This window comes from Sphingobacterium paramultivorum, from assembly GCF_014109745.1.
In the GTDB taxonomy this organism is placed as follows: Bacteria; Bacteroidota; Bacteroidia; order Sphingobacteriales; family Sphingobacteriaceae; genus Sphingobacterium; species Sphingobacterium paramultivorum.
This window is the reverse complement of sequence record NZ_CP058555.1, coordinates 1,308,952-1,322,986: the sequence shown is the minus strand read 5'-3', so window position 1 is coordinate 1,322,986 and position 14,035 is coordinate 1,308,952. Positions and strand designations below refer to the sequence as shown.

Annotated in this window: 13 protein-coding genes; 3 read left to right on the top strand and 10 right to left on the bottom strand. The window is 38.6% G+C overall.

Going from position 1 to position 14,035, the window contains the following annotated elements:
• Nucleotides 1–10 precede the first annotated feature (10 nt).
• Nucleotides 11–3,397, bottom strand: a complete 3,387-nt coding sequence (locus tag HS960_RS05585) for a SusC/RagA family TonB-linked outer membrane protein (RefSeq protein WP_182331689.1) — start codon at nucleotides 3,395–3,397, stop codon at nucleotides 11–13.
• A 579-nt stretch (nucleotides 3,398–3,976) separates the two neighbouring features.
• Here HS960_RS05585 and HS960_RS05580 point away from each other — a divergent pair.
• A complete protein-coding gene (locus HS960_RS05580) occupies nucleotides 3,977–4,834 on the top strand; it encodes a helix-turn-helix domain-containing protein (protein WP_182331687.1) in 858 nt (285 codons plus the stop codon).
• Between the two features lie 500 nt (nucleotides 4,835–5,334).
• Nucleotides 5,335–6,708: a site-specific integrase gene (locus HS960_RS05575; RefSeq protein ID WP_182331685.1), complete on the top strand. Its 1,374-nt coding sequence runs from the start codon at nucleotides 5,335–5,337 to the stop codon at nucleotides 6,706–6,708.
• Between the two features lie 152 nt (nucleotides 6,709–6,860).
• Here the strand turns inward: HS960_RS05575 and HS960_RS26875 are convergent, their stop codons facing one another.
• The 9 genes from HS960_RS26875 to HS960_RS26750 all read right to left on the bottom strand — a co-directional run bounded on the left by HS960_RS26875 (nucleotide 6,861) and on the right by HS960_RS26750 (nucleotide 12,659).
• On the bottom strand, nucleotides 6,861–7,043 hold the full coding sequence (locus HS960_RS26875; protein WP_072963431.1) for a cyclic nucleotide-binding domain-containing protein: 183 nt from the start codon (nucleotides 7,041–7,043) through the stop codon (nucleotides 6,861–6,863).
• 108 nt (nucleotides 7,044–7,151) lie between these two features.
• Complete coding sequence (locus HS960_RS05570) at nucleotides 7,152–8,153, bottom strand: NADPH:quinone reductase (protein WP_202883759.1); 1,002 nt, start codon at nucleotides 8,151–8,153, stop codon at nucleotides 7,152–7,154.
• A gap of 63 nt (nucleotides 8,154–8,216) precedes the next feature.
• The gene (locus tag HS960_RS05565) at nucleotides 8,217–9,056 is read right to left on the bottom strand and encodes a helix-turn-helix domain-containing protein (RefSeq protein WP_182331683.1); all 840 of its coding nucleotides are present in this window, start codon (nucleotides 9,054–9,056) and stop codon (nucleotides 8,217–8,219) included.
• Nucleotides 9,057–9,213: 157 nt separating this feature from the next.
• Nucleotides 9,214–9,792, bottom strand: coding sequence for a Crp/Fnr family transcriptional regulator (locus HS960_RS05560; protein WP_182331681.1), 579 nt, complete (start codon nucleotides 9,790–9,792; stop codon nucleotides 9,214–9,216).
• Between the two features lie 92 nt (nucleotides 9,793–9,884).
• A complete protein-coding gene (locus tag HS960_RS05555; RefSeq protein ID WP_182331679.1) occupies nucleotides 9,885–10,295 on the bottom strand; it encodes a nuclear transport factor 2 family protein in 411 nt (136 codons plus the stop codon).
• Between the two features lie 129 nt (nucleotides 10,296–10,424).
• Nucleotides 10,425–11,294, bottom strand: a complete 870-nt coding sequence (locus tag HS960_RS05550) for an alpha/beta fold hydrolase (RefSeq protein ID WP_182331677.1) — start codon at nucleotides 11,292–11,294, stop codon at nucleotides 10,425–10,427.
• A gap of 21 nt (nucleotides 11,295–11,315) precedes the next feature.
• Nucleotides 11,316–11,861 (bottom strand): carboxymuconolactone decarboxylase family protein, encoded by a 546-nt coding sequence (locus HS960_RS05545; protein WP_182331675.1) that lies wholly within the window; start codon nucleotides 11,859–11,861, stop codon nucleotides 11,316–11,318.
• Between the two features lie 223 nt (nucleotides 11,862–12,084).
• Nucleotides 12,085–12,306 carry an isochorismatase family protein gene (locus HS960_RS26870; RefSeq protein ID WP_262889714.1) on the bottom strand — a complete coding sequence of 74 codons (222 nt, stop codon included), beginning with the start codon at nucleotides 12,304–12,306 and terminating at the stop codon, nucleotides 12,085–12,087.
• A gap of 140 nt (nucleotides 12,307–12,446) precedes the next feature.
• Nucleotides 12,447–12,659, bottom strand: coding sequence for a hypothetical protein (locus HS960_RS26750; RefSeq protein WP_202883756.1), 213 nt, complete (start codon nucleotides 12,657–12,659; stop codon nucleotides 12,447–12,449).
• 391 nt (nucleotides 12,660–13,050) lie between these two features.
• On the opposite strand from HS960_RS26750, the gene HS960_RS05535 reads away from it, so the two are divergent.
• On the top strand, nucleotides 13,051–14,034 hold the full coding sequence (locus HS960_RS05535; protein ID WP_182331673.1) for a type I glyceraldehyde-3-phosphate dehydrogenase: 984 nt from the start codon (nucleotides 13,051–13,053) through the stop codon (nucleotides 14,032–14,034).
• Nucleotide 14,035 lies beyond the last annotated feature (1 nt).

Sequence of the window (14,035 nt, the reverse complement as noted above, 5' to 3'; positions counted from 1 at the left end):
ATTCTTCAAATTATAAGTTAAAATTGATCCCTAGTGAACACATCAACGGATCCGGATAAGAATTTCCAAATTCAGGATCAATACCTTTTTTATTTGCGCGCCATATTGTTCCTATGTTTTGAAAATAACCGTAAAGACGGCAATCTTTCAGTCCATAGCGACTTAAATAAGGAATCTGGACACTACATTGGATGTCGCGCAACTTGATTTGTCCTGCATTTTCTACCAGTGCTGAGGACTGCATATAAACCTCACTTGCAAGCGAGCTATTGGGATAGGCAAAAGCTGGTACATTGGTCGTTAGCTCATCTCCGGGCTTTTGCCAACGGAGCGCATAATCCGAATGACCAATGTATCGGTCGATAAAATAACTGTTACTGAATGATGAACGCAAAAATTTGTGTCCCAGCTGGAAAGCAATGTTGAAAGAAAGTTCAACATTTTTAAATCTGACCGTATTGCGCAGTGAACCAAAATAGAGCGGCCTTGTCGACCCATTGTTCTGTAACTGATCCAATTTACTATTTCTGATTGCCAGGTAATCCTTGCTGATTTCACCGTTAAGATAAGCCCTCGGGCTACCATCTTCCGGATCCAGCCCGGCCCAACTATAGCTCAGTAGCGCATATAGGTCTGCGCCTTCCACAGGAGTCATTGGGCTCGAATTATTTCCAGCCATATACAGGTATGAAGGGTTTGACGGATTGGTATAAGCTTTGGTCACCAAGGTTTTGTTATAAGAAAAAACCAGATTATGCTGCCAGCCCCAATCTTTTGACTCTATGGATTTCGCCTGTAGAGCAATATCCCAACCCGTAGTTTTGGTGTTTGCATAGTTCACTGTGAGTGTACTGTATCCTAGCGTCGGGTCCACAGGTGCGACCGAAATTAGATCATTTCCCCACTTTTGATAATATTCGACACTACCATTCAGGCGATGTTTAAATAAGCCAAAGTCAACGCCGAAGTTGAGATTAGCAATTCGTTCCCATCGAAGCTTAGGGTTGGGCGGTGTACTCATTATTGCATAGTTTTGTCCCGTGATGCTGTTTATTGCAGATTGAACGCTGATAATGGGATAGGCTGCAACGGAATTGTTGACATTACCATTATAACCATATGTCGTCCTAATTTTAAGCATGTCAATCCAGCGACTGCTCAGGAAGTCCTCCTTAGAAATAAGCCAAGCTAATCCTGTAGACCAAAAAGGCTGTCCACGATCATTGGCTTTGACACCAAACAGATTTGAGGCATCCTTTCGGAAACTAGCGCTTACGATATACTTTTGATCGTAGCTGTAAGAACCGTTGGCATAATACGATAAGTACCTATTCGTGAGTGATTCTATTCGGCCATCGTCAGGTAAAGCATATATACCAAACATACCGTTGAGGTATGGTACTTCCTTTCCAAAAGCGGTCGATTTGAATGTGCCTGTCTCCCTATTGTAGCCATAGTACTGAGACACCAAAAGGTTCTTTTGCAATTGCCGGACATCATAGCCAGCCAATAGATTTATCTCGTTCTTTAGATTCCAAATTTTATTGTACTCCATATTCAATCTACCGTGATGGATATGGCTATCCCAGTTATTTGTGATCAACTGTTCACCTACGGGCAGATTCCATGTCACCTGTTTATCATCCCATGACGCATAATCGTTGATCATAGAACGGAGATAATACGATCCGAGGCCACGCCAGGATTCTATTGGATTTTGGGTATTTTGATAAGAATATAGGGCATGGAGCTTCAGACCAAAATTTAAGGAATAAGAGGCCGAAAGATTAGCCAGAATTTCATGAAGTTTTTGGGTCACTTTTGACTCCTTTATTTCATTTAGCGGCGAATAGTTAAAGCTTTGCAACCTTCCATTGGCCAATGTATCACGATAAATACGATTAAAACCTGAAATATCATAGCTTAGTGGGATACCCTGTTGATCTGCCAAACGCAGGTAAGGCGGATTTTCAACACCTTTCCCCAAGATGTTATAGCCAACAAAATCCCAACTATCCACTGATTTTGAACGGATATAGGTCATCGATACATCCAGCAAGAGATTTTTTACGGGCTTAAACTGAGATGCCGATCTCAATACCACCCGATTGTAAGAAGAAGTGACAAGTTCGTTGTTGTTACCGTCATAGCCTACGGAAAACAATGTATTTGCTTTGTCCCCACCACCGGAGATCTGCACATTGACCTGTCGGTTTATCGCTTTACGGTAGATATATTTTAAAAAATCATTCCTTTGATCCTGACGGCCAAGCTCATCCTTTCGCTCTTCCAATTCCCCCTTGGAGAACTTGCCATCACGTTGATCTTTCATTGACCATACGATATCTATCGGGTTATAATACAGGTCATTAAAATACGAATCATATCGCCCCTTATCAAATAAGATTTGCGTCAGATCAATATAATCCTTTGCTATCATCTGGGGATAGTAAAAAAGATCAGGCTTGTTTTTGATACTTATGTTGGAATTGAATGCGATCTTAGGCCGAGCATTAAATTTCCCCTTTTTGGTTGTGATGACTATGACACCATTACCCGATTGCGCTCCCCATATGGATGCTGCCGAAGCATCCTTTAAAACTGAAATATTCTCAATATCATTTGGGTTGATATTATTGAATTCACCAAGCCCATAATCAGCAAGTTTACTCTCATAGGGTACACCATCCACGACGATCAGGGGGCTTGCAGCTGTGAGCGAACTTTGCCCTCTAACATTCATCCGCATCAGAAAACCCTTCGTCTCCCGTTGTCCCTTATCGAAGATTGCTATACTGGGCACCACATCTTCTAGCCGACTGATAAAATCAGTGGACACCTTCCGGTTGAGTAGCTTATTATCCACAAACTCGAAGCCCCCTGTCGCACGCTCTTTAGGAATCTTCTGGTAGCCGGTGGAGACGACCTCCACCTCTTCTAATTGATTCTCCAGCGGTATCAACTTCACGGTTAACGATACTCCAACGGAATAGGAAACAGTTAAAGGCTTAAAACCCAAATGACTAAACTTCACGGTTCCTGCCGTAGCTGTTACTGGCACGGAGAAAGAACCATCACTTTTGGTGGAGGCTCTCCCCTTTTCGTCTGCTATGCGGACCGACACCCCCTGTATTGGCTTACCGTCCGAAGCGGATACTACTGTACCAGATACTGTTAAAACCCCATCAGCCCCGCTGTCCTTGCGGGGCGTCTGAGCTGATAAACTAAACATATGAAATACAGTAGCGATTACTAAAAGAGTCCTTATGGTTAGTAGTTCTCTTAAGCTATATGCTTTATTTTCAATACACGTATGTTGTGCATTTATTAAATTTACATACTGGGCTGCCTGCTTTGAACAGGCAATACCTCTCCCAGTCCTTATAAAATTGTTCATTTTAAGGTTTTAAAAATGATCATAATTTTTCCCTTTCCTCGCGTAGATGCTGGATCAGGTCATTAGAATAACTCGTAAAAATGTTCCGATATAGTAGTCTCTAATTGGTTACAAAGCAGATGATATATTTACAATGACACTTTTTTCGGATGGTCATATAGACCTCTGGCCTTAATAGAATTAAGGCGGATTGGGATTTTTTGAATGTTTGTTTTTAATAATCATAACTCGTTATTGGTTAAACGAGTCTTGGGATGAGACATTTTTAGATAAATGTGGGCCTACATGCCATGGTTGCGAAAAAGTTTCTGAAGCCTTACGTAACACGGACTAACAGTAGGCCCACATCCATCTTATTAAAGCAAATATAATAAAAGCTTTTAAATAAGAATAGAGGTGGGTATTTAAACTACTGCCCTGCGTTACGGCTTCAGAAATTGCAACCGCAAGACTCTTTGTTTTAAATACCATAAATCCTCTCTTTCGGAGAAGAAACTATTTACACAAACTTAGTGAATTAATATAATAATTCATAGAAATATTTAATACATTTTTTCACAAACTGCCATAAATTAATACATGGCAAAGGATATCAATATTATAATTGGAAAAAATCTCAAAATAGCTAGAGAAAAGCTACTGTTTAGTCGAATAGAAATGGCTAATAAGTCAGGAATTAACCGAGGATCAATAGAGCGAATTGAGAAGGCTCATAAATACTTTAATATAGAAGAGCAGGAGAAATATATAAAATTTATCGGTATAGAAAAGAGCGTTTTATGTAGCTCGTCTTTTAATTTAACATGGAGAGAACTAACTGCAATTTTGAGAAAGAATCATCCCGAAAACCCATCTATTTGTGATATTTCGAGCAAAGAGACTAAACCTCAAAAAGTAATTATGCAAAGAATTCTTCCCGAAAAGCTAATAGAAGACCCTACAACTGCTGCGGAATTAACAGCACTAATTTCCACAAAGTTCAAAATAAATATTGAACCAAATAAAGTGCAGAATTCTTTAAATTCTTTGGTAAATATTGGATTACTAGTAAAGACCCAAACATCACCCATAAAATATAAGCGTTCCAACAAAAAGTTTCCCAAAGAAATAGATCCCCTTTTTGACTTAGTAATCAAATTAGAACAAATTTGTGAACTATTCAAATCTGACTTAGTGAATAGTGACAACAAAAAAAATAATCCTTCTTTAAGAAAAATGGCTGTTATGCTTCTATCTTTGGATGACGGTGAGAAAACAAGGAAAGAACTTTTTAGTAAAGCCGAGATGATAAATGATACCAACAATGTCGTTAGGACAATAAACGTGTTAGAAAATATTGAGTTGATTACTAAAACTAAATCTGCAGTTACCAGCAGTCGACAGAGCTATAAATTGACAGATAAGGGCTCTAAACTGTTAAGAGAATTGGAGGTATAGTATTTTCCGAATAACAGACATAGTAGGTGATAAAATTATAGTGTTTGGAAATATTCCTTGCAAGGTAATACCGAGGGTTCGAATCCCTCCCTTTCCGCTGAGACATAAAAACGCAGTTTGAGGCATGGAAAATAAGATTGTGGCAGAATCGTGGCAAAATGATTCTTTAACAGTCGGAAAACAGCTCTAACAGGGCTAAAAACAAAGAAAGTTCCAGTCCCTCACTCTCCGCAAGTAACTAGAAGCAAATAGCCTCTAGATGGTCTAAAAAGCTTTAAAGCCTGTAATTTTTAAAAATTACAGGCTTTTTATTTAGGTGGGAATTCGCAAAATTTTCAAAAACACTCCTAATTTTTGTGGCAGTTTTGTGGCAGTTTTGAAATTCAAAAAAAACTACCACAAAATACAGTATAAAACACTGTATATCAACATGTAAAACTGTTTAACGACTTGACTAAAGAGCAACATATTTCGAAATTTAACTTAATAAAAATTGAATTATGCTTGAAAAAAGTCTTGGTGTTACCTTCTTTTTGAAGACACCTGAAAAAAAAGAGAATTTGAGAGTGGTTTACCTTAGAGTTACCATAGATGGTATTCCGAAGGAAATTTCAACAAAACGAAAATGGGATGTTACCCGTTGGAGCCAGAAAGCCGAAAGGGCTAATGGAAGTAAAGAGGATGCCAAATCCCTTAATTACTTTCTGGATTCCCTGTTCAATCGTGTTTTAAATTATAGAACTGAACTTATCAATAGTGATCAGACTATTACCTCCCAGAAGATCATTGATTTTGTTAAAGGGAAAAATGTATCGAAAGTCAAAGTTTTAGAGGAATTCCAATTGCATAATGATGAAATGTTGGCGCTTGTTAAAAAAGGAGAATATGCTTACGGTACATTTGAGCGTTATACGACAGCCCGCTCCCATGTTGCTGAATTTATTAAATATAAGTATGGTCGGGAAGACCTTGAATTCAGAGAATTGAATTATGAATTCGTCAAGGATTATGAACTTTATTTAAAGACCGTCAGAAACTGTAGCAATAACACAGCTTTAAAATATATCGCCAATTTTAAAACGATTGTTCTTAGAGCCATTGCAAAAGATATCATTCCTAAGGACCCCTTTAAAATGTTTAAAAGCAAAAAAACTAAATGCAATAAAAAGCCGCTCTCTTCAGAAGAGCTTCAACGACTAGAAAACAAAGTATTTTCTTCTGAGCGACTTTCTGTCATAAGAGATATATTCGTTTTTCAATGTTATACAGGACTCGCTTACATTGATGCCTACCAGCTAAAGCCGAGCGATATTAAAAATGGAATCGACGGAAGCTTATGGATTATGTCAAATCGACAAAAATCAAAATCGAAGACAGATATTCCTCTTCTACCCCAAGCGATTGAAATTATGGAACGCTATAAAAGTCATCCATTGTGTATAGAGCGAGGATCTGTACTGCCAGTTAAATCCAATCAAAAAATGAACGAATATCTAAAAGAAATTGCCACAATCTGCGATTTGTCCGGCGAGCTCAATACCCATAAGGCCAGGAGGACATTTGGCAGTACCGTAACACTGAAGAATGGTGTTCCAATTCATGTGGTTAAGGAAATGATGGGCCACTATTCCGTAAAACAGACGGAGGAATATGCTATTACTGAACAGGAATCAATCAGTGTAGAAATGCAACAACTAAAGGAGAAACTTAGCAAAAAGAAAGAATATGATATGGATGATAAATTAGGCTTTTTAGAAGACCCCTGTTTTGATGACAATGAAACGAACAATAAACCGGATGTTCTCCCAGACGCAAATCTAAAGCTGATAGCTCAAGCTCTTGATTCAATTAAAAAAATTCTGGCAAATAGTTAAGAAGATAATTGGATGCCTGCTATGGTACTCTGTTTCTATTATTGTAAAATAAATGGTAACCGGGACGTTGTCATTTATTGAGTGAAAATCCCTTTACATCATGTAAGGGGATTTTACTTTTCTTGAAGCTCTAAAATATTGTACAGTATCCTTTAACTAAAAGCCATTAACTCATGACCTTTCTCACATACCGAAAACACCCTTGCAGCACCTTCAACAATAAAGGCCGCGTATTTACATACATCTATTTCCTGCAAAAGATATTGCCTCTTTTTGAGCCGCCTCGGTTTAAACTTTTCTTCAATAGCAGTATCGTCTTCAAGACTTAAACTCAATCCTGATTTTCTTCAATATATCTAAATAGGATTCGTAAATGCTGGTCAATGAAGAACTCTTACTAAAGGTATGTAAAGCGATTTTTAAACAACGAGTTTACTGAATGATTATAACGATACCAAAATCTTTCCCTTAACCTTGCGCATTTCTACTGCCTCATGTGCCTGGTCAATCTGCGCTAAGGGAAATATTTTTCCAATGGTTGGTCTATAATCGCCGGTCGCAAGACAGTTAGTGATATCTCCTACGGCCTTCCTTTTAAACTCTTCAGGAATCGTGTAGACATAAGCAAAACGTAATGCAACATTGCGTTTAATAAGGTCTAGTACTCCCACTGGTACAGTCTGTTCTGGCGAACTAACAGAATAAGTACTAATAGTGCCAGAATTATCCAGGCATCGAACATCGACATCGTAATTTGCCGCTAGATCCACTTCTACTATTTTAGAGACACCAGTACCCTGTGTTGCCATTCTGATTTCATCTTCAACATTTTCACTTCCCAAATGGATAACTAAATCAGCTACTTTCGAAAGTACTCCCTGCTTATCTTTAATATCACGTACAGTTGTGGCAACCCACGCTCCGGCCCACTTGGCCAAAAGAATGGCGGCCTCACCAACTGCTCCCGCTCCCCCTTGTACCAAGATCTTTTTGCCCTTTATATCTCCATCAGCAAATAAACAATAGTGTGCTGTTAAAGCAGGTACACCTAAGGACGCACCGACCTCAAAATTTACATCACTTGGCAACAAGACAGCACGATGAGCTTCGACAATTGCATATTCTGCTGCGGAGCCATCACTCTTTCCGTATTGCGCTTCATAAATCCAAACTCTTTGGTTAATTCTACTCTCCTCGACCCCTTCTCCGACCAGATCGATTACCCCAGCACCATCCTGATGCGGTATTATTCTTGAAAAAGGCATACTTCCCGTAAAGCCTGTCCTTGTTTTTATATCAGAAGGGTTAACTCCGGACACAGCGATTTTCACACGAACTTGTCCGGGACCGGGAAGAGGTATCGGAATTTCCTGCACTTTTAAAACTTCCGCAGCAGAACCTTGCTTTTCATAAAAAGCTGCCTTCATCTTGCCTTCAAAACTCATAACTAAAATATTTTTCGGGTATTTATCTTCTTAATATTGTACTGACCTTTTACAGAATCTGTGTTATGCCACTAGCTCAGTATATTTTTTGCGATATTGTCCTGGGGAAACTCCTTCCTTAGCCTTGAAAAATCGGCTAAAAGTCTGGATATTATCATAACCTAACTCATATGCGATTTCCTTGATTGATAGATTTGAGTAATTAATTTGCCGCCTAGCATGAATCATAATCCGATCATGAATAATGTTTAAGGGCGCCCTATCAGAAATCAGAGAAAACAGATTGGAAAGCGTTTTGGGAGATTTGTTCAGCTGGGAGGCATAGAAGGCTACGTCATGATGCTCTGCGAAATGTCTTTCAACCAAATAGTTAAATTCCCTGATAATATCGCCCTGACTTGCATCAATACGGTCAAAATTTTTATTCTGTCTTAAAATCCTAACAGAAAGGATAAGGAATCTCTTTAAAAGTGCTTGCAGCATATCTTGTTGCAATATATCCGAATTCTTCATCTCACTGCAGAAAATATCCCATGATTTCTCAAAATCGCTCAGCATGCTTTCCGAGATGGTTACGATAGGAATTTCGGTGGCTCCAAAGAAAAGTAGCCCCTTGCTACCAACCTCATTATCATGATTGACAATACAATAAAATGGCTGATTAAATCTTACCATTCGTGCAGATTCAAAAGTGATTTCATCTATGCGATGAAACTCTGTAAGAAAAATGATCTGGTTATGTTCAAGTTCATAGGGAACTTTGTCGATGACCATATCAAGCTTTTTACCCGTATTCCATATAAATGTCATGTCAGTTTTTTTGACATTCAAAATGACATCTTTATCGGTTGGATTTAAATCGTAAATCTGTAAAACCTCATGCGAATTGTTTGTAAAGATCATAATTTGCTTTTCCCTGTTTTTTAATGTCCTATCAAGGTTACGTGTCTTGACATAACATTTGGTGAAACTCTTTTAGTCTTCACAAACATACAATAGAGTTTTCAACTTGACGTTGACAAATATCAATTAGTAAAAATGTTTTGTTGCTATAGGAGTACTATTTCACACGTGGTTTTCTAACTCGGCTTAAAGTTTCTTTTGATACTCCTAGATAGGAGGCAATGTGATGAAGCGGAAATCGCTGTGCTATTTCAGGATAATATCGCAAGAACCGCTCATAACGTTGCAACGCATTCATACTAATTGCCGCGTCCAGACGTTTCTGGGAAGCGATCTGATTATTTTCACTCATTTTCCAAAACATCCTCTGAATTGCAGGTATCTTAAGTAGCACCTCAAGGTCCTGTCTTTGAAAAACTAATAGATCTGTATCTTCCCAAGCCTCGATATAATAAATTGACGGAATACGATTTATAAAACTATCGCGATCTGTAATCCACCAGTTCTCAATACATAACTGGTTGATACACTCCGTACCATTCTCCGGAATTGTGAATTGTCGCGCAGCACCTTTTAGTATAAATCCCGTGTAAGCGCAAATTTTACCTTCCTCAAGAAACAATTGTCTACGACGAAGTTTTTTTGGTTTCATGATACTGGCAACACGTTCTTTTTCACAAGTTAGCAGCTCCACATCGCTGTATCGTTCGATATAGTTAAAAAGCGGGTCATACATTCTTTATTAATTTTTTTGGTAGCTCATAAATAGTACGTCTACCAAAAATAATAAAAAATCCCGCTTTTCAAAATACAGCTTCAGACAACTTACTACAATCTGCGCTCAGATTCTTCGATCTGAAGGTCGTTCACACTAGCAAACCTCCTCTGCATCAGTCCATTTTCGTCATACTCCCAATTTTCATTCCCATATGCACGAAACCACTGTCCCTCAGCATTACGAAATTCGTATTCATAACGAACGGCGATTCTGTTATCTGTAAATGCCCACAATTCCTTTTTTAACTTATAATCAAGCTCCCTCTCCCACTTTCCAGTTAAAAATTCAATGATCTGCTGCCTACCGTTTATGAAGGTGGATCTATTTCTCCATTCACTATCTATGGTATACGCCTGCGCAACTTTTTCAGGGTCTTTAGAATTCCAGGCATCTTCTGCCAACTGAACTTTCTTTAAAGCTGTCTCCAGTGTAAACGGAGGTAAAGGATGTCTCTGTTCCATATTGTAATATTTTAGATTTATAATATTTTTAAAATTTTAGCTATCTTATAGCTGAGATGTTACTACCAGTAGTTTATTAGGGTACTGGTAGTAAAACATTTCTATCTTCTATTTGCTTAGCAATGAATCCTAAACTGAAAGAACCTTTCTATCAAGAAAATCATCTATGATCGCAGATATTTGCTCACCATGAGATTCAAGAGCAAAATGCCCTGCATCAAACAGATGAAACTCTAAGTTCTTAACATCTTTTTTGAATGCCTCAGCTCCTGACCCCGGAAAAATATAATCGTCTTTTCCGTAAACAATCAGCATTTCAGGTTGATAATCTCTAAAGTACTGCTGCCAGCTAGGATATAATGGCACATTTGTTTGATAGTCATAAAACAATGCCAGCTGTATTGCGCCGTTTTCTGGCCTTTCGAGATGTCTAAGATCAATTTCCCAATTGTCAGGTGAAATAACGCTCTGATCAGGCACATTGTGTGTATACTGCCATTTCAAACCATTAAGATCATGGAAGCCTCTTAACGTATTTTCGGCTTCTTTGTTGTTTCTGTCAGCCCAGTATGCCTTAATTGGATCCCAAAAGGCTTCTAATCCCTCTTCATACGCACAGCCGTTCTGCACAATAAGGGTATCAATTTTCTCAGGACTTGCGCTCGCTATTCTGAAACCGATAGGTGCACCATAGTCCATCAGATATAAACTATACTTTTGAATATCGAGCTTATTCAGCAGAGCGGTAATTATTTTGGCGAAATTGTCAAATGTATATTCAAATTCTGCCATCGGGGGCTGCTCGCTTCTACCATACCCAGGATAATCAGGAGCAATCAAATGGTATTTATGAGACAAGGACTGGATCAGATTACGGTACATATGTGAGGACGTAGGATACCCGTGAAGCAAAACTAATGTCGGCTTACTCTTATCTCCAGCCTCTCTGTAAAAAATGTCTACTCCGTTGATTTTTTCTGTTTTAAAAGTTGTTTTCATTGTTTAAATATTTATAAGTGATTAATTCTTTTCAATTGGTGCCAGTTTTGGAAAATCAATATCTGTATCGGCGAGGATATTGACATAGTTTGTGAAAATACTAAGTGAAACCTGAGCTAAAATTTCAACGATCTGCTGATCTTCATAGCCTGCAGCTCTTACATTGGCTAACGCTACCTGAGAGACCGCACCACGGTTATCCAAAATTTCTTTGCTGAAAATCAAAGCTGCATTTATCTTTGGATCCGTAGAATTAGCGTTTCTCGCACCGGCAACATCTTCATCTTTGATACCCATTTTGCCAGCTACAAAACTGTGGGCTGAATTACAATAATTACATCCGTTTTCATTTGCGACTGTCAAAGCGATCAACTCGCCCAATTTACCGCCAAGTGAAGAAGCGCCAAGAGCACTGCTAAATCCAAGGTAACCGTTAAGTACCGCTGGAGAATTAGCCATTGTTCTCATCATATTGGGAACCATGCCCATTTTGGATTTTACAACATCTAAAAGTTCTTTTGCTTTTCCGGTAGCTTCTGCCGGATCTACTGTTTTAATACGTGCCATAATATTGTTTTTTAATTTTTAATTTGTTTTAAGTAATTTGACAGTACAAAGTTGATCATAATAACAAAGCGTCTGTTAGTCACCCTTTCCCGAATAGTTATCAATTTTTCCTATTCTAAAAAATATTCGTTTTTCTCATTTTCAAATAGTAACTACAGCTAGCGAAGGATTTTTGAGAGATTAGGACACAAGGTTTTACGATAGCCAAATTGACCTGTCGGACCTAATGGTAATTTAGTATACCCACTAATTTTTGGCCGTTCGGACTTGTCCAGTCAATTGCCAGTTCAGAAATAATCTGGTCGACAGTTGTAATAATGGCTCCAGCAGCGCGCATGCGAGCTAGCGCCAGTTCATCACCATACTTCGTATATGAAGCAGATGCATCGGCAGAGACCTGCACTTCATAGCCCTCATCTAGCATCTGAAACCGGGAAAGTAACACAGATTTCCGTTGTAACTCCGGCTACAAACAACTTCTTACGTTCCAAGGCTTTTACCGCATGATTAAAACCATCGTGATGCATTGCATTCACAATGCCGGGACGCTTGATATGCGCTGCAAATGCCTCTGGTAAAATCTCCTCAAGTTCCGGAATTAAAGGACCCTGGACATTTTTCTTCCATACTGGATGTCAATACGACTGGAAGGTTTAAGGCAGCTGCAATTTTAGCCAGTTTAATGGCATTTTGCTTGACAAGATTGATGTCATGTGAATTTGTCCAGCTCATTGTACCTATTTGGTGATCAATTAAAAGTACTGCTGAATTTTCCGGATTAAAAGCTTTAGTGTGCATAGTCTTTCTGTTTAAATTAGTTGATTTCGTAACGACCAAATTGATCGGCGATTGACACAAATTTGCCCTAATTTCTACTCTTCAACGATGACTTTTGCTAAAAAAAAGTATTGATAAATGTCATTATCTCGCAAACTTGAGTCACGAAGATCAAGAAAGTGTAAATTCCAAAAAGAGCAATATGCAACGTAATTTTTCACAACAATTTGTCTTAATCACAATTCATTTACAGCTATACACTTCTAAAAATTTCCAAAATATATAGGACTGATCTGGTGACTTTAGTCAAGGTAATTTTTTGACAAATGTCATCCTTTTTTAGCGAAATATGGAGGAACTTAGCCAATAGATAATACAAGAAAATAACATAAACAATATTAAAATGATCGTTATGAAAAAAATAGCAATTAATGGTTTCGGACGTATCGGACGTGCGGCACTTAAAATAATAACAGAAACTGAAGGCCTCGAAGTCGTTGGAATCAATGATTTGATGAGTATCGAAAATGCTGCATATCTGCTAAAGTATGATAGTAACTATGGAAAATATGAGAAGGATGTAAAGATCGAAAATGATAGCCTCATAGTGGATGGAAAAAGAATAAAGTATACCAGCCTGCGGGAAATTGAAAGTCTGCCCTGGAATGATATCAGTGCAGAAATAATTATCGAAAGTACCGGAATTTTCACCAACAAGGCAGATGCGGAGAAACATCTAACTGCAGGTGCAAAATATGTAGTAATCTCAGGTCCTACTAAAGATACGCCGACAGTCGTACATGGCGTCAATACTGAAGACGGCAAAGTTCCGGTATTTTCATGCGCTAGCTGTACCACCAACAATATAAGTCCAGTGATCGAAATATTGGGCAGAAGACTTGGTATCAAAAAGGCTATACTCAACACAACACATGGTTATACTGCCTCTCAGACATTGATAGATGCTCCATCTAAGAAAGAACCTAGAATGGGCAGAGCAGCAGGTATTAATCTTGCTCCAGCAGCCACCGGTGCCGCAATAGCTACGACAAAAGCACTTCCGCAGTATGCCGGTAAATTTGACGGTATAGCAGTCAGAGTACCAGTGCCCGTGGGATCCATATCGGATATTACTTTTGTTTCCGAAAGACCAACGACTATCGAAGAGATAAATCAAATCCTGATCGAGGAATCCCAAACGGATCGTTATCGTAAAGTTCTTGCAGTAACCGACGAGCCACTTGTATCTACTGATATCATTAAAAGTGCCTTTGCCGCCACTGTTGATATGGAAATGACAAGAGTTGTCGACGGTGACCTTGTAAAAGTGATGGCCTGGTACGATAATGAATGGGGGTTTACCAACCAAATGATCAGACAGATAGAGTCTATTTAAT